Here is a 16,170-nt window from a genome sequence, read left to right as displayed (position 1 = left end):
TAGCATACCACTTACCCACAGCCATAACTTCTCAAATACCAAGAGACCGTCACATAGCACAATGTAACTACTTGCCAAATTATTTGGCCGCAGGAGCTATCGCACTTACTACACCGAACTGCAGCAACTGAGGCCCAAACGGCGTATTAGTGAGAATATTGTAGGCGTACCATGCACCTTTCTTGAAAACTGCAACCACGGGCACCCACAAACTATTGCTTTGCGCGCGATGAAACCCCTTAACGATATCATCGTCTTTATAAACTTTTGTCACATCATAGCTGCGCCAGCGCCCTCTTAATCGGGACAACACCTCGTCGCCATGTTCAAGCACGTACTTGATATCTTTATACCCAGCGCTCGCGCCTCGATTAAGGTTTTTTGCAATATCGGCCGCATCGGTATAGCCCACCGAAGCGCCGACACCGGAAAAGACCGAACTCTTGATGACATTGCCGAGCGACTGACCGCCCTTGACTGCTTTTCGAGCCGTGTTAAGCGCCGGAAGCGCAAAGCCTAAAATATCGAAGCCGATATTAAAGATCGCGCCCGATACGTCACCCTTAATCGCGTCCTGAATACCGTCGTAGAAAGGGATAAGCCCAAGAAAAAAATCCTTCAACTGTTTGTCGTAGCGCTTTCCTTTTTCTATCGCTGTCATGCCGGCCGCTTTGGACTTTAGCGCCTCATAGTCACGGGTAAAAAAGCTGGCTGCGGTGATACCAAGGGCACCGCTTTTGGCGGAAAAATACGTCCCGTGTAATGTACCGGGGCGTTCAAGGGGATCAGGCCCGTGGTGGGTCGCGCCGTATTGCGTATAGACGTTGTACGTGCCCGGAACACGGCCTTGGGTGCTCCCGCCAAAATAAGCGCGATCGTTAGCATTGGTGTGTTCACCCGGAAACCCGCTTTCCTTGACGAACCGCCCCAATGCCGGGAAGTAACTGTAGTAGCTGGCCTGGCCCGCACTCCCCGCTACTTTCATGAGCAAACCATGCCGGCCCTTGAGTGCCTCTATCTCCTGTGCAGTCGGCGTGCGGGGCTTGATATCGGCGTGCAAGGAGAGTCCTGATACAGGCTCTACACTGTTCCAGGACAACCACGGTGCGGGCGCTGTATTGAGAAAGGGGCGAGACACCTCGATAAAACTGACCGCGGACTGTTCAATACGCGCTTGATCCTCCCTGGGTAAAAGCGAAAGCTGATACTTAAACTGAATGGCCCAGGCACTGTCGTGCGCCACTTTATAGTTCTCAAACGTTGTAGAAAATACCTGATTGATATCGGGAACAAGTTGAGTAAGGCGTGGCGTTATTGCCGCCCAAGGCAGCGCCTTGTTATTCAGCGACCGCCAGCGCTCTGGCTTGATCGGCCCGCTCATATAGACATCAAGCAGCGAAACAGGGTCATGTTTGACCCACGGTGCCTGCAATACTTTTTGGGTGGGGTCCAACTCAGGAAACACCCGCTTCAACTCGGCCGCCGCCAACTGCTCTCGTGTCGTCGCAGGCGCTGACAAGGTATCACGCGCCCACGCCAGCTCTTTTTGTTGTTTATTCAATGCCTCTTGGGAACGCTTGACGTCTGTGTACGTATAGTTGTGGTCAGGTTTATGCGCGATAACGCCGTTGGCCAGGCCCCAGGTAATAATCGCAATGCCTGACGCAGCGCTCAGCTGATCCTCGCTTTCCAGGGACGTAAGCGGCGCTTCACCAAACGCCATGACCTGGCTGAACGTCATGTTCCCCGAAGCGCCAGGCACTTGTTGTTCTATACGTGAAACTTCGATGGAAAAGTTCGCCCATGTATGAGAGCCGTAAACAAGGTTAGGCGGGATGTCTTTTACCAGGAACTCCGGGGCGGCTGCCGCTAATAACAGCTGCGCAGCAAGAGGCGCCGCTTCAACCCCGACCTTACGCTCAAGGTGAGTGATGAAACTTTTGACGATGGTTGCCGGTGAGTAACCTGCGTTGTCCCTTTGATACAGGTTGTAGCCCGCCAAGTTGAAGCAGGACTTGCCCATTCCAGGATCAAGCTCTTGCACCAGGGCGACACTTACACTCTCAATGACACTGGTGGGCGTCTCGATCACCTTGATCTTTTTTTGTATCTCCTGACCCAGGGCCCGCGCCTTGGGTGATCGAATCAATTGGTCCAATGCCGACGCAGGGTTGCTCGCTATCGTCGCCCTGGTGGCCTGCGGAAGCTCACTGATCAACCCCAGTAACAAGCTGCCCGCACCGGCACCCGCTTGAGGATTTGAACGATGGGTTACTTGGGCCTTGTGCCATTGAACTACCGTTGCGCGGACCTTGCGCAGTGAGGTTGCGCTCAATAAACCCGCGATCGGCCTTGCCCCGCCAGCGTTCGCCCGCGGCGCCCGATGGGCAAGGTCAAAGGATAACGCCAGCGCCAAACCCTGGGCCTGCTGACTATTGACGGGCACTTTATGCCCATCCTGGCTGAGCATTTGCGCCACGCTCATCTGGCGGCGCTGCTCGCTGGCAAATCGGCTGGAACGCGGGTCGATCTGGAGCATGACCTGGTTCAGGTCGATGCTCCCGCTGGCGTCGTCTGCCTGAGACCTCAGCGCAGTCATGAGCGCATGACGGTCAGCGTCATCACCCAGCGCCGTCTGCTGCTGGGCCAACGCCTCTGCAGACCGCAGCGATGCATAAGCCGAGGGCGCGAATTCAAACAGCGCCTTATTCGCCAGCTTCTTGCGGTGCAAGGCCGCTTGCGCCGGCGTGAGGTCTATCGGCTGGTTGTAAAACCGGCCCACTGTGTACAACGGCACTTTGCCTTCCGGCCAGGGGTAACTGAACCCATGCCCGGGTTGAGGTGCGATCACCCTGGCAATCGACAACAGTGTTCGGGACACATCGGACCACCCCGAATCGTCCCGCAGCGTAAAAGTCTGCACCTTGCCGTCGACGATGCCGGCAAGCTCCCCGCGCGCCGGGTCCAGTTGCATGCCCGCCGTATCAAGCCCCTGCCCTTTTGCCCAAGCGAGGAACCCAGGGGCTTTGAACGCGCTGTCCAGCTGGGCGCGCCAACGCCCAAGCGTGGACCCCGCGGGCACTTGAACATCAGGCGACATCCCCGACGTCTGGTAGGAACGCATGGCCAATGCGCTTGCGAAGAACCTCGCCAATTGGGCATCACCCGTAGCACGGCACTCGGTGCTGTCCGGCAACGCGGTATTGCGCGCCTGTCCAATGACAGGGTTATCGGCAGGCGCCGGGGCGGACTTCACGACCGGCGCCGCTGCATGAGTTGCAAAGATTGGCTGTGGACTAAACTTCGAAACATTAGTCATTCAACACCTCGCAGGCAAAACAGTCTGGCTGACTGTTCACGCACTGAGTGGTGCAACCGCCTACAAACATCACAACAAACTGCCGAAAAGTCTGCGTTCGGATATGTCAATTACTGGTTGTTTCTCTCTCTACATTACGCAACACATAACCGGCGTTAATGGCCTGACTAAGCTCAAGAACTTCGTTCAATCCCGTGTTTGCGCAACTTTCTGTAAAGCGTATTTCGGCTCACCCCCAAATGCTCAGCGGTGTGGGTCATGTGCCAATGGTGTTGCTGCAACGCTTCAAGCAAGGCCACGCGCTCCGCATCGTTCAAGGCAAGACCGGGAACGGGTTCAGAGGCCACGGCGGGGCGGGCCCGGCGAATGATTGGCGGCAAGTCGTCAAACCTGATGCGCCCATCCTCGGACAACGCCGCCAAGGTGCGTAATACGTTGCGCAACTGCCGCACGTTGCCCGGCCAGGCAAAGTCCAGCAGCGCCTGACGCGCTATCTGGTCGAGCAACACGACCTGCCCTGGCGCCTCATCGGCGAGCAAAAAGTCCAGCAATTGGGCTTTGTCGCTGCGCTCACGCAAAGGCGGTACATCAATTTCAAGGCCATTGAGGCGGTAGTACAAATCTTCGCGAAAGCTGCCGCTGGCTACGCGCGCCAACAAATCACGGTGGGTTGCGCTGATGATCCGCACATTGATTGCTTGCGGCTCACCGCCGATGGGCACGACCAGACGGTCTTCCAACACCCTCAGCAGGCGGGTTTGCAATGCGAGGGGCATGTCGCCGATCTCGTCGAGAAACAAGGTACCGCCGTCGGCCTGCTGTAACTTGCCGCGCATGCCTTCCTTGAGCGCGCCGGTAAAACTGCCGCCGCGATACCCGAACAGCTCGCTTTCGATCAGGCTTTCAGGGATGGCGGCACAGTTGAGCGCAACAAACGCCTTGTCAGCCCGCTGACTGGCCTGATGCACGGCCTTGGCGAAGGCTTCCTTGCCCGAACCGGTTTCTCCGTTGATCAGCAACGGCACGTCGCGTTCGAACACCCGCAGCGCCTTGCGAAACTCATTCTGCAGCACCGGGTCGCCCAGGCAGATGCCCGCCAGGCGCGGGGCCTCGGGCTTGGCCAGCGGTGCCGGTACGCTGCGCGCCTGGCCGCGCAATGCGGCGAATAGATGCCGGCCATCACGGGTACGCAGTGGCCAACTGGCTGTCGCATTGGCGCTGGCACGGCCGAGCAGCTGATCAAGGGAACACTCGAAAAACGCCTCCACCGGTTGCCCCAGCAAACCGCCACGAGCCTGTGCCAGCAGGTTCAGCGCGCTTTGGTTGACGGCGCAGATCCGCCCTTCGCCATCGAACGCCAGCAACCCTTCACTGAACAGCCCCACGGATTCGGCCTGCAGGTGAAAACGCAGCAACCACTGGTTTTCAAAATGACGCAGGAAGTAACAACTCTCGATCATCTTCGCTGACAGGTTCACCAGCGCCATGGTGTGGAATTGGCTCTGACGCGACACGGCTTCACGCGCCGACGACACGTCCAGCACGGCCAACAGCTCACCCTGAGGGTCGAACACCGGGCTTGCCGAACAGGTCAGGCCGGTGTGGCGGCCGCGAAAATGTTCATCACGGTGAATGGTCAGGGACTGGCGCTCCACCAGGCAGGTGCCGATGCCGTTGGTGCCTTCGCACGCTTCGCTCCAGTCGGCGCCCAGCCACAGCCCGGCGCGCTCGAAAATCTTGCGTTCCGAAGGTGCTGTCACACAGTTGAGAATCACCCCACGCGCATCGGTGAGCAATACCGCATGGCCGGCGCCGGAAAGCTGCTGATGCAGGCTGTTCATTTCGCTGCCGGCGATGTGCAGCACCTGCTGCAGGCGTTCGCGGCTTTCCAGCAGGCGGCCATGTTCGAGCACGGTGGGGGCGATGCTCAACGCGGGGTCGAGGTGATAATCCTCCAGGCAACGCAGCCAGGAGCGGGCGATGGACGGGTCGCTGCCGGGGCCTTGGGCAAGGTCCTGCCCACGGGTGACGGTGAGGACTTGCTGGGCATGGCGACTGAAATGATCGTTTTGCATGTTCTTATTATTCTCTCTGCGGGAGAACAGCCAGCATCCCCCAGCCATCCAGGCATTGCAATCCCGGGCAGACCCGCCGGTCACAGGCTGTACCGTTTGTGGCACACACTGTCACCCTGCCTGTACCAGCCCTGTCACAGCAACGCTTTGCAATAAACCTCAAGCCCTTGATTTACCTGGCCTGCAAAGCAGTGGCCCGACCTTTGCTCTACGCTTTATCAAGCGCAACACCGCTGAACTCCAATAAACATAAAAGTCAGGAGATACCCACCATGCGTTATGCACATCCCGGTACTGAAGGCGCGATCGTTTCGTTCAAGGCCAAGTACGGTAACTACATCGGCGGCGAATTCGTCGCGCCGGTGGATGGCAACTACTTCACCAACACCTCGCCGGTCAACGGCAAGCCTATCGCCGACTTCCCGCGCTCCACGGCCAAAGACATCGACAAAGCCCTCGACGCCGCCCACGCCGCCGCAGATGCCTGGGGCAAGACCTCGGCTCAGGACCGCTCGCTGGTGCTGCTGAAAATCGCCGACCGCATCGAACAGAACCTCGAACTGCTGGCCATCACCGAAACCTGGGACAACGGCAAAGCCGTGCGTGAAACCCTTAACGCCGACATCCCACTGGCGGCCGACCACTTCCGCTACTTCGCCGGCTGCATCCGCGCGCAGGAAGGCACCAGCGCTGAAATCAACGAACTGACCGCCTCGTATCACTTCCACGAGCCGCTGGGCGTGGTCGGCCAGATCATCCCGTGGAACTTCCCGCTGCTGATGGCCGCGTGGAAACTCGCCCCGGCCCTGGCTGCCGGTAACTGCGTGGTGCTCAAGCCCGCCGAGCAAACGCCGCTGGGCATCAACGTGCTGATGGAGCTGATCGGCGACCTGCTGCCGCCAGGCGTGCTGAACGTGGTACACGGTTACGGCAAAGAAGCCGGCGAAGCCCTGGCCACCAGCAAGCGCATCGCCAAGATCGCCTTTACCGGCTCCACACCGGTGGGCTCGCACATCATGCACGCGGCGGCCGAGAACATTATTCCGTCCACCGTTGAGCTGGGCGGCAAGTCGCCGAACATCTTCTTCGCCGACATCATGAAAGCCGAACCGTCGTTTATCGAAAAGGCCGCCGAAGGCCTGGTGCTGGCGTTCTTCAACCAGGGCGAGGTGTGCACCTGCCCATCGCGCGCGCTGGTGGAAGAGTCGATCTACGACGACTTCATGAAAGTGGTGATGAAAAAGATCGAGCAGATCAAACGCGGCGACCCGCTGGACACCGACACCATGGTCGGCGCCCAGGCGTCCGAGCAGCAGTTCGACAAGATCCTCTCCTACTTGGAAATCGCCAAGGGCGAAGGCGCGCAACTGCTCACCGGCGGTAAGGTCGAGAAGCTCAGCGGCGACATGGCCGGCGGGTATTACATCCAGCCGACCCTGCTCAAGGGCACCAACGAAATGCGCGTGTTCCAGGAAGAAATCTTCGGCCCGGTGGTGAGCATCACCACCTTCAAGGACGAAGCCGAAGCCCTGGCAATTGCCAACGACACTGAGTTCGGCCTGGGCGCCGGTGTATGGACCCGCGACATCAACCGCGCCTACCGCATGGGCCGCGCGATCAAGGCCGGCCGCGTGTGGACCAACTGCTACCACCTGTACCCGGCGCACGCCGCGTTCGGCGGTTACAAGAAGTCCGGTGTGGGCCGTGAGACGCACAAGATGATGTTGGATCACTACCAGCAGACCAAGAACTTGCTGGTGAGCTACGACATTAATCCGTTGGGTTTCTTCTAACTTAAACCTGTAACAGGCGACCAGTTCTCAACTTGAAATGCAATCAAGTGTGGGAGCTGGCTTGCCTGCGATGGCGGTGTATCAACTAAGCGTGTGGTGGCTGACACACTGCTTTCGCAGGCAAGCCAGCGCCCACATTAGCTCTTCGCAAGTACTCGCAACTCGCATTCGGCACAAAGAGGCCGAGTTAAAAACAATAAGAATGGACGGTACTTTCCCATGCCTAGCGAACCTACTGGCTCTTCCGTCGACTTCGAAAAAGTCGGCACCGACTACTTCCAACAACGCGAACTTAAAAAAGGCGCCGCCGGCTGGGTGCTCTTGGCCGGCCTTGGCGTTGCCTATGTGATCTCCGGCGACTACGCCGGTTGGAACTTCGGCCTGGCCCAAGGTGGCTGGGGCGGCATGTTCCTCGCCACCTTGCTGATGGCCACCATGTACCTGTGCATGTGCTTCTCCCTGGCCGAACTGTCTTCCATGATCCCCACCGCTGGCGGCGGCTACGGCTTTGCCCGCAGCGCCTTTGGCCCCTGGGGCGGCTTCCTCACCGGCACTGCGATCCTGATCGAATACGCCATCGCCCCCGCCGCCATTGCGGTGTTTATCGGCGCTTATTGCGAGTCGCTTTTCGGCATTGGCGGCTGGATGATTTACCTGGCGTTCTACATCATCTTTATCGGCATCCACATCTTCGGCGTGGGCGAAGCCTTGAAGCTGATGTTTGTGATTACCGCCGTTGCGGCGATTGCCTTGGGCGTGTTCCTGGTGTCGATGGTGCCGCACTTCAACGTTGCGAACCTGCTGGACATCCCCGTGACCGAGGCCAAGGGCGCCAGCACGTTCTTGCCGTTCGGCTACGTCGGCGTATGGGCGGCGATTCCCTATGCAATCTGGTTTTTCCTCGCCGTCGAAGGCGTGCCGTTGGCTGCCGAAGAAACCAAGAACCCCAAGCGTGACCTACCTCGTGGCCTGATCGGCGCCATTGTGGTGCTGACCAGTTTTGCCTTGTTGATTCTGGTCATCGCCCCCGGCGGCGCGGGCACTTACGCGTTGATCAAGTCGGGCAACCCGTTGGTTGAGGCGCTGGCACTGTCCTACGGCGGTTCGACCTGGATGGGCAGCTTCGTCAACCTGGTCGGCTTGGCAGGCTTGATCGCGAGCTTTTTTTCGATTATTTACGCGTATTCGCGGCAGATCTTCGCCTTGTCCCGCGCCGGTTACTTGCCGCGCAAGCTGTCGCAGACCAACAAAAGCAAGGCGCCGGTGCTGGCGCTGGTGATCCCGGGCATCATCGGTTTTGGCCTGTCGCTGACCGGCCAGGGTGATTTGCTGATCCTGGTGGCGGTGTTTGGCGCGACCATTTCCTACGTACTGATGATGGCCGCGCACATCACCCTGCGCATCCGCCGCCCCAAAATGGACCGTCCGTACCGCACGCCGGGCGGCATTTTCACCTCAGGTGTCGCGCTGGTACTGGCCTGCGTAGCGGTAGTGGCGGGCTTTCTGGTGGATCCACGGGTGGTGATTGGCGCCGCGATCATCTATGGAGTATTAATTGCTTACTTTGCTTTCTACAGCCGGCATCACTTGGTAGCAGGCACGCCCGAAGAAGAATTCGCCGCGATCCAGGCCGCAGAGGCCGCCTTGCACTGAATGCCGTAAACCTCGACGCGGGCAGTTGGCCCGCGTCGCCAAGGAGACACTGTATGGCAAGCTTTTCCCACGCGGTGGGTGCACAGACCTACCGCTTCGACAGCCTCAAGGACGTGATGGCCAAGGCCAGCCCGGCGCGTTCCGGGGACTTCCTGGCCGGCTTGGCCGCGCAGAACGACGGCGAACGCGTGGCCGCGCAAATGGCGCTGGCAAACATCCCGCTGAAACACTTCCTTGAAGAAGTGCTGATCCCCTACGAAAGCGACGAAGTCACCCGGCTGATCATCGACACCCACGATAAACAGGCGTTTAGCGTGGTCAGCCACCTCACCGTCGGCGGCCTGCGCGACTGGCTGCTCAGTGACGCGGCCGACGAACACGCCCTACGCGCATTGGCGCCGGGGCTGACACCGGAAATGGCCGCCGCCGTCTCCAAGATCATGCGCGTGCAGGACCTGGTGCTGGTCGCGCAGAAGATCCGCGTGGTCACCCAGTTTCGCGGCACCATGGGCCTGCGCGGGCGCCTGTCGACGCGCCTGCAGCCCAACCATCCTACAGACGAACCGGCGGGCATCGCCGCGAGCATTCTCGACGGCCTGCTCTACGGCAACGGCGACGCCATGATCGGCATCAACCCGGCCACCGACAGCATCGCCTCGATCTGCGCCATGCTCGAGATGCTCGATGCGATCATCCAGCGCTACGAAATCCCCACCCAAGCGTGCGTGCTGACCCACGTGACCACGTCCATCGAGGCCATCAACCGAGGTGTACCGCTGGACCTGGTGTTTCAGTCGATTGCCGGCACCGAAGCGGCCAACGCCAGTTTCGGCATCAGCCTAAGCGTGCTGCAGGAAGGTTACGAGGCGGGTTTGAGCCTGAACCGCGGCACCTTGGGCCAGAACCTGATGTACTTCGAAACCGGCCAGGGCAGCGCCTTGTCGGCCAACGCGCACTTTGGCGTCGACCAGCAAACCTGCGAAACCCGCGCCTACGCCGTTGCGCGGCATTTCAAGCCGTTTTTGGTCAACACCGTTGTAGGTTTTATCGGCCCCGAGTACCTGTACAACGGCAAGCAGATCATCCGCGCCGGCCTTGAAGATCACTTCTGCGGCAAGCTGCTCGGCGTGCCGATGGGCTGCGACATCTGCTACACCAACCACGCCGAAGCCGACCAGGATGACATGGACACCCTGCTGACACTGCTGGGCGTGGCCGGGATCAACTTCATCATGGGCATCCCCGGCTCCGATGACATCATGCTCAACTACCAGACCACCTCGTTTCACGACGCGTTATACGCCCGGCAAACATTGGGTTTAAAACCAGCGCCGGAGTTTGAACAGTGGCTGGCCAAGATGGGCATCTTCACGCAAGCCGACGGCAAGGTGCATTTCGGCAACAGCCTGCCACCGGCATTTCGCCACGCCTTGAAGCAATTGGGATGAAGGAGCCGCCTGTGCAAGTAGAACTGCCTGACAACCCGTGGCTGGAACTGCGCCGCCTCACGCCTGCGCGCATCGCCCTGGGCCGCACCGGCACCAGCATTCCCACCAGCGCGCAGCTGGACTTCCAATTCGCCCACGCCCAGGCGCGCGATGCGGTGCACCTGCCTTTTGACCATGAAGGCCTGAGCAGCCAAATGGCCGAGCGCGGCCGTGACAGCCTGTTGCTGCACAGTGCCGCCGTTGACCGACATATGTATTTGCAACGCCCGGACCTGGGGCGACGCCTGAGTGATGAGTCGGCGCAGAGCTTGCGCGACTACGCCGCCGCGAACCCTGGCGGTGTGGACCTGGCCGTGGTGGTGGCCGATGGGCTGTCGGCGCTGGCCGTGCATAAACACACGCTGCCGTTTCTGACACGCATGGAAGAACAGACTCACGCCGAAGGGTGGTCCTTGTCGCCAGTTATCCTGGTGGAACAGGGCCGCGTGGCGGTGGCCGATGAAGTTGGCCAATTGCTGGGCGCCAAGATGGTGGTGATCCTGATCGGCGAGCGGCCGGGGCTCAGCTCGCCAGACAGCCTGGGGCTGTATTTCACCTACAACCCCAAGGTCGGGCTCACCGATGCATATCGCAACTGCATTTCCAACGTGCGCCTGGAAGGCCTGAGCTACGGCATGGCCGCGCACCGCCTGCTTTACTTGATGAAAGAGGCGTGTCGCCGGCAGCTGTCGGGGGTCAATCTCAAGGACGAGGCACAGGTGCAGACCCTCGAGTCGGATGATCCTGACCTGATGAAAGGCAATTTCCTGCTCAGCCCGCCGGAATGAACGATAGCCGCACGATTGCGCTTTTTCGCGCCATTAGGCAGCATCCGGTCACGGCCGCTTGTGTGGTCATCCCCCCTTTGGAAGTTGAGGCCTGGCATGCGGATTACTCAAGCGACCCTGGAACACTTGGACCTGTTGACCCCGTTGTTCGTCAAATACCGCGAGTTCTATGGCGCGCTGCCGTTTCCGGACTCATCGCGGGCGTTTCTGGAAAAACGCCTGCGCCGCAAGGAGTCGGTGATCTACCTGGCCCTGGCCGACGATGATGACAAGCGGTTGCTGGGCTTTTGTCAGCTGTACCCGAGCTTTTCATCGCTGTCGCTTAAACGCGTGTGGATCCTCAACGACATCTACGTGGCCGAAGATGCGCGCCGGCAATTGGTGGCGGACAACCTGATGCGCACGGCCAAGAAAATGGCCAAGGAAACCCAGGCGGTGCGGCTGCGGGTGTCGACCAGCAGTGATAACGAGGTGGCGCAGAAGACTTATGAGTCGATCGGCTTTCGCGAAGATACGGAGTTCAAGAACTACGTGTTGCCGATCAGCGAAAACTGATAACGCCGAATGGCTTCGGCTTCCCATTGTGGTGAACGGCCTTACAGTGGCGAGCGGGCTGAGTGTGGCGAGCGGGCTTGCCCCGCGTTGGGCTGCGCAGCAGCCCCAAAACCAAGCGCCGAGTTATAACTGAAGGAATGCAGAACTTCTCGGGGGGCTGCTTCGCAGCCCAACGCGGGGCAAGCCCGCTCGCCACAGAAGACCCGCTCCCCTATTTGGATCAATGTAGATCGGACATACCCACGACATGCCCCGCTACAAAACCCACACGCTTTTCACCTCTCAATACGTATAATGCGGACCTTTCAGGGTTGTAAGAAATACGGCATACACTTGTAGCCTTACTTACCCGTAGACCCCGCACTGGCCTGCTGAGCCGGGCCATTCACACAGGTGCCATCCATGGATTTCAACCCGCTCGACCTTATCCTGCATCTCGACGTGTACCTCGACATGCTGGTGAGAAACTACGGAGTGTGGATCTACGCCATTCTGTTCCTGGTTATCTTTTGCGAAACCGGCTTGGTGGTCATGCCATTCCTGCCCGGTGATTCCTTGCTGTTCATCGCTGGCGCTATCGCGGCAGGCGGCGGCATGGACCCGATCCTGTTGGGCGGCTTGCTGATGCTGGCGGCCATCCTGGGTGACAGCACCAACTACGTGATCGGGCGAACAGTGGGCGAACGCTTGTTCAGCAACCCGAACTCGAAAATCTTCCGCCGCGACTACCTGCAAAAAACCCACGAGTTCTACGACAAGCACGGCGGCAAAACCGTGACCCTGGCGCGTTTCCTGCCGATCCTGCGCACCTTCGCACCCTTCGTCGCCGGCATCGCCAAAATGCCTTACCCGCGCTTCTTTGGGTTCAGCGTGTTCGGCACCGTCCTGTGGGTCGGCGGCCTGGTGACCCTGGGTTACTTCTTCGGCAATGTGCCGTTCATCAAGAAGAACCTGTCGCTGCTGGTGGTGTTTATCATCCTGCTGTCGCTGATCCCGATGATCATCGGTGTGTTCCGCAGCCGCTTTGGCCGCTCGTCCTCCGAAGCCAAACCGCAGTAACCTGCGATGTGGTCCCTCAGCGCCTGGCGTCGCCGGCGCCTGCTGGCCAAGCACCCGATTGCCGATGACACCTGGCAACGGGTGCGCCACCACCTGAGCTTTCTCGACGGCATCAGCGCCGAGCAAGACCAGTGGCTGCGCGAAGCCTGCGTAGTCTTCCTCGCCGAAAAACACCTCACCGCCCTGCCCGGCGTCGAGCTGCACCAGGAACAGCGCCTGCTGCTCGCCGCCCAGGCGCAGTTGCCGCTGATGAACCTCGGCGACCTCGACTGGTATCAGGGTTTCCACGAAATCGTGCTGTACCCCGACGACTTCATCAGCCCTCAGCGCCATCGCGATGTCAGCGGCGTCGAACACGAGTGGGACGGCGAACACAGCGGCGAAGCCTGGCAGCAAGGCCCGGTGATTCTCGCCTGGCCCGGCGTGTTGGCCAGCGGCCAGTGGGAAGGCTACAACCTGGTGATCCACGAACTGGCGCACAAACTCGACATGCTCAACGGCGACGCCAACGGCCTGCCGCCGCTGCACCACGACATGCGCGTGCAGGACTGGGCCAGCGTGATGCAAAGCGCCTTTGATGACCTCAATCGCCAGTTGGACACCAACCCGGACGCCGACACCGAGATCGACCCCTACGCCGCCGAAAACCCGGCGGAGTTCTTTGCCGTCACCAGCGAATATTTTTTCAGCGCCCCGGATTTACTGGTCAGCACTTATCCACAGGTGTACGCGCAACTGAGCCGCTTCTATCGCCAGGATCCCCTGGCCCGCCTGCACCAACTGCAAGCCAGCGACGCGCGCTATCAGACGGAACGCCACGCGCCGTACGACGTCTGACGCATGGCATCGGCGTCAGAATATGCCTATAATCGCCGCCACTTTTAGGCCAATCCGGCCATGTTCCATGGCCAACTACGGGGGCATCGCCCAATGAGCTACAGCAAGATTCCGGCTGGCAAAGACCTGCCGAACGACATCTACGTCGCCATCGAAATTCCGGCCAACCACGCGCCGATCAAATACGAAATCGACAAAGACAGCGACTGCCTGTTCGTTGACCGTTTCATGGCCACCCCAATGTTCTACCCGGCCAACTACGGTTTCATCCCCAACACCCTGGCTGACGACGGTGACCCCCTCGACGTGCTGGTTGTAACCCCTTACCCGGTTACCCCAGGCTCGGTTATCCGCGCGCGCCCAGTCGGCATCCTGAACATGACCGACGACGGCGGCGGCGATGCCAAAGTTATCGCAGTGCCCCACGACAAGCTGTCCCAGCTGTACGTGGACGTGAAGGAATACACTGACCTGCCGCCACTGCTGCTGGAACAGATCAAGCACTTCTTCGAGAACTACAAAGACCTCGAAAAAGGCAAATGGGTGAAGATCGACGGTTGGGGCAACGCAGACGCCGCCCGCGCCGAGATCATGAAGTCGGTGGCTGCCTACAAAGGCTGATACCCGCTCCTCATTGCCCCGGCAATCAAAAAAGCCCCGACTATTCGGGGCTTTTTTTGTGGGAAAAATTAAACTCCAAGTGCAATGTTTAATGCGCCATGTTTAACAGCGTTAAGACACTGACATATCAACCTACAACTAAGTAAATCCCTACACACGCAATTCAACGCATAGTTTATTTGATGTCTTTTTCCGGCCAGTAAACTCTGCGTTTATGAATACATCAGGTGATCGACTAAAAGCGTTATTACGGGAAGTTCATCTTTCCGCCTCCGACTTCGCCAAGAACCGCGGCGTCACGCCTCAACACGTGAACAACTGGTTCAAACGCGGCGTGCCCATGGGCCGACTCAACGAGATCGCAGAACTGCTCTGCGTCTCCAGCCGTTGGCTACGCACCGGCGAAGGCCTCAAACACCCACCGGCCAACTTCCTGCTGGAAGGCCCCGGCACCACCAAAGGACTGCCCACCCGCGAAGAAAGCGGTAAATACCTCACAGGCCCCGCCTGCCTCCCGGAAAAAATCGACGTGGAGATCGCCCTCCACCCCACCTTCACCTCAAGCGAACGCATCCGCGTCTCGCTGCATACTCTGGAAACCCTCAACGTAAACCCCGACCGTGCCATAGGCGCCTACATGGTCGACAACAGCATGATCGACATCATCCAACAAGGCGCCACCCTCGCCATCGACCGCGGCCGCAGCCAAATCACCGACGGCGAAATCTACGCCGTCGAACACGACGGCATGCTGCGCATCAAATACCTCTACAACCGCCCCGGCGGCGGCCTACGCATGCGTAGCCACAACGCCAGCGAACACCCGGACGAATACCTCACCCACGAGCAGCGCTTTGAACAGAACTTTCAGATCGTGGGCTGGGTGTTCTGGTGGTCCACCCTCAACAACCGCCGACCGGTGCCGCTGGACGAACACCTGCTGGGCTGGGAAGGCTCTAAATCGGACCCGGAGGTAGGCATTTGAGGTGAATGTGGGTATCATCCGCCGCACATTTGGCAGGGGGTGGCTTTGCGCTATCCATCCTGCCTGGCGATGCGGAGGAGTTCCCGCGGATGCCCCTACTATTCAGTCAGACGGTAAGTTGGCTGAGCGATTTGAAGGCTGGTGAGGTTTGTCAAAAACAAGCTGAGGCAGTCCCCGAGAAGCCGGCCACAAGCCGGCTTTTTAATTGTCCGAAATAATCCTACCTTGTCTTTTAGATCTCCTGATAGCTTAGCTACGTCGGGGGTTTCCGCTATTCCTTTGTCCGATGCTGCTCGATCAGATTCGACTTCATCCGACAATTACGTGGGGGGACAGGTGGGGGGACAGCGGGCGTCTACAGGAGAAGAACATGGGTAAGCTTAATCCGAAACAGGTCGAAAACCTGACCGAGCCTGGCACCTACGAAGACGGCGACGGATTGCGCCTTGTTGTGAAAGCAACAGGACGAAAATCGTGGCTACTGCGTTTCCAGCTGGCAGGTCGTCGACGGGAAATGGGGCTCGGCGCATTCCCCGAAGTCAGCCTCAAGAAAGCCAGGCTCAATGCCAGTGCTAAGCGCACCCAACTAAGCGATGGCATCGATCCGCTCGCAGCTCGCGACATCGAGCGCGCAACGCAACGCGAAGCACAGCGCGCCAGCGAAGCGAAAAAACTCACATTTGAGATGCTTGCGACTGAGTATCGCGATGCTCACGGTGCCGCATGGTCTGATAAATGGCGCAAGGGCTGGCTTCGTAAGCTGGAGCTGTATGCGTTTGGTCATATCGGCAAACTCGCAACTGAACACATCGACACAGCTCAAATTCTCAAGGTGCTGCAACCCATCTGGGGAATCAAGACCCGAACCGCTGATGAAGTCCGTGGGCAGATCGAGCAAGTCTTAGATGCCGCTAAATCTCAGGGACTGAGAACGGGCGAGAACCCTGCTCGATGGCGTGGACATCTTGAAAATCTCTTGAGCCGGGCCGAGAAGAGGA

At 59.3% G+C, this 16,170-nt stretch carries 12 protein-coding genes; 10 read left to right on the top strand and 2 right to left on the bottom strand.

Going from position 1 to position 16,170, the window contains the following annotated elements:
* Positions 1–79: 79 nt before the first annotated feature.
* A complete protein-coding gene (locus L8K08_RS28940; protein ID WP_242201773.1) occupies positions 80–3,319 on the bottom strand; it encodes a hypothetical protein in 3,240 nt (1,079 codons plus the stop codon).
* A 173-nt stretch (positions 3,320–3,492) separates the two neighbouring features.
* Positions 3,493–5,394: a sigma-54-dependent Fis family transcriptional regulator gene (locus L8K08_RS28935; protein WP_242201772.1), complete on the bottom strand. Its 1,902-nt coding sequence runs from the start codon at positions 5,392–5,394 to the stop codon at positions 3,493–3,495.
* Between the two features lie 272 nt (positions 5,395–5,666).
* Between L8K08_RS28935 and L8K08_RS28930 the strand changes: the two genes are divergently transcribed.
* From L8K08_RS28930 to L8K08_RS28885, 10 genes are all read left to right on the top strand, one after another.
* A complete protein-coding gene (locus L8K08_RS28930) occupies positions 5,667–7,187 on the top strand; it encodes an aldehyde dehydrogenase family protein (protein WP_106579392.1) in 1,521 nt (506 codons plus the stop codon).
* Positions 7,188–7,406: 219 nt separating this feature from the next.
* Positions 7,407–8,840, top strand: coding sequence for an ethanolamine permease (gene eat, locus L8K08_RS28925; protein ID WP_242201770.1), 1,434 nt, complete (start codon positions 7,407–7,409; stop codon positions 8,838–8,840).
* A 53-nt stretch (positions 8,841–8,893) separates the two neighbouring features.
* Entirely contained in the window at positions 8,894–10,288 is a 1,395-nt protein-coding gene (locus tag L8K08_RS28920; RefSeq protein WP_242201769.1) for an ethanolamine ammonia-lyase subunit EutB, read from the top strand.
* Entirely contained in the window at positions 10,285–11,115 is an 831-nt protein-coding gene (gene eutC / locus L8K08_RS28915; protein WP_242201767.1) for an ethanolamine ammonia-lyase subunit EutC, read from the top strand. The genes L8K08_RS28920 and eutC overlap by 4 nt, the downstream gene beginning before the upstream one ends.
* A gap of 96 nt (positions 11,116–11,211) precedes the next feature.
* A complete protein-coding gene (locus L8K08_RS28910) occupies positions 11,212–11,670 on the top strand; it encodes a GNAT family N-acetyltransferase (protein ID WP_145162530.1) in 459 nt (152 codons plus the stop codon).
* Positions 11,671–12,072: 402 nt separating this feature from the next.
* Positions 12,073–12,729 carry a DedA family protein gene (locus L8K08_RS28905; RefSeq protein WP_106579396.1) on the top strand — a complete coding sequence of 219 codons (657 nt, stop codon included), beginning with the start codon at positions 12,073–12,075 and terminating at the stop codon, positions 12,727–12,729.
* 6 nt (positions 12,730–12,735) lie between these two features.
* Positions 12,736–13,566: a M90 family metallopeptidase gene (locus L8K08_RS28900; RefSeq protein WP_242201766.1), complete on the top strand. Its 831-nt coding sequence runs from the start codon at positions 12,736–12,738 to the stop codon at positions 13,564–13,566.
* Between the two features lie 93 nt (positions 13,567–13,659).
* Positions 13,660–14,187 carry an inorganic diphosphatase gene (ppa, locus tag L8K08_RS28895; RefSeq protein ID WP_003176323.1) on the top strand — a complete coding sequence of 176 codons (528 nt, stop codon included), beginning with the start codon at positions 13,660–13,662 and terminating at the stop codon, positions 14,185–14,187.
* A 214-nt stretch (positions 14,188–14,401) separates the two neighbouring features.
* On the top strand, positions 14,402–15,172 hold the full coding sequence (locus L8K08_RS28890) for a S24 family peptidase (protein WP_242201764.1): 771 nt from the start codon (positions 14,402–14,404) through the stop codon (positions 15,170–15,172).
* 370 nt (positions 15,173–15,542) lie between these two features.
* Positions 15,543–16,170 (top strand): integrase arm-type DNA-binding domain-containing protein (locus tag L8K08_RS28885; RefSeq protein ID WP_242201762.1); only part of this gene is annotated, 628 nt, incomplete at its 3' end.

This window comes from Pseudomonas sp. TREG-RG-20F-10-E-6-01 (assembly GCF_022662455.1).
GTDB lineage: Bacteria > Pseudomonadota > Gammaproteobacteria > Pseudomonadales > Pseudomonadaceae > Aquipseudomonas.
Note: the sequence above shows the minus strand (reverse complement) of the source record. Positions and strands in the feature narration are given on the sequence as shown.

Excerpts from the sequence above, each read along its gene's own strand:
- eutC (WP_242201767.1), top strand. The coding sequence starts at position 10,285 with ATGAAGGAGCCGCCTGTGCAAGTAGAACTGCCTGACAACCCGTGGCTG.
- L8K08_RS28905 (WP_106579396.1), top strand. The coding sequence starts at position 12,073 with ATGGATTTCAACCCGCTCGACCTTATCCTGCATCTCGACGTGTACCTC.
- L8K08_RS28900 (WP_242201766.1), top strand. The coding sequence starts at position 12,736 with ATGTGGTCCCTCAGCGCCTGGCGTCGCCGGCGCCTGCTGGCCAAGCAC.
- eat (WP_242201770.1), top strand. The coding sequence starts at position 7,407 with ATGCCTAGCGAACCTACTGGCTCTTCCGTCGACTTCGAAAAAGTCGGC.
- L8K08_RS28910 (WP_145162530.1), top strand. The coding sequence starts at position 11,212 with ATGCGGATTACTCAAGCGACCCTGGAACACTTGGACCTGTTGACCCCG.
- L8K08_RS28930 (WP_106579392.1), top strand. The coding sequence starts at position 5,667 with ATGCGTTATGCACATCCCGGTACTGAAGGCGCGATCGTTTCGTTCAAG.
- ppa (WP_003176323.1), top strand. The coding sequence starts at position 13,660 with ATGAGCTACAGCAAGATTCCGGCTGGCAAAGACCTGCCGAACGACATC.
- L8K08_RS28935 (WP_242201772.1), bottom strand. The coding sequence starts at position 5,394 with ATGCAAAACGATCATTTCAGTCGCCATGCCCAGCAAGTCCTCACCGTC.
- L8K08_RS28920 (WP_242201769.1), top strand. The coding sequence starts at position 8,894 with ATGGCAAGCTTTTCCCACGCGGTGGGTGCACAGACCTACCGCTTCGAC.
- L8K08_RS28940 (WP_242201773.1), bottom strand. The coding sequence starts at position 3,319 with ATGACTAATGTTTCGAAGTTTAGTCCACAGCCAATCTTTGCAACTCAT.
- L8K08_RS28890 (WP_242201764.1), top strand. The coding sequence starts at position 14,402 with ATGAATACATCAGGTGATCGACTAAAAGCGTTATTACGGGAAGTTCAT.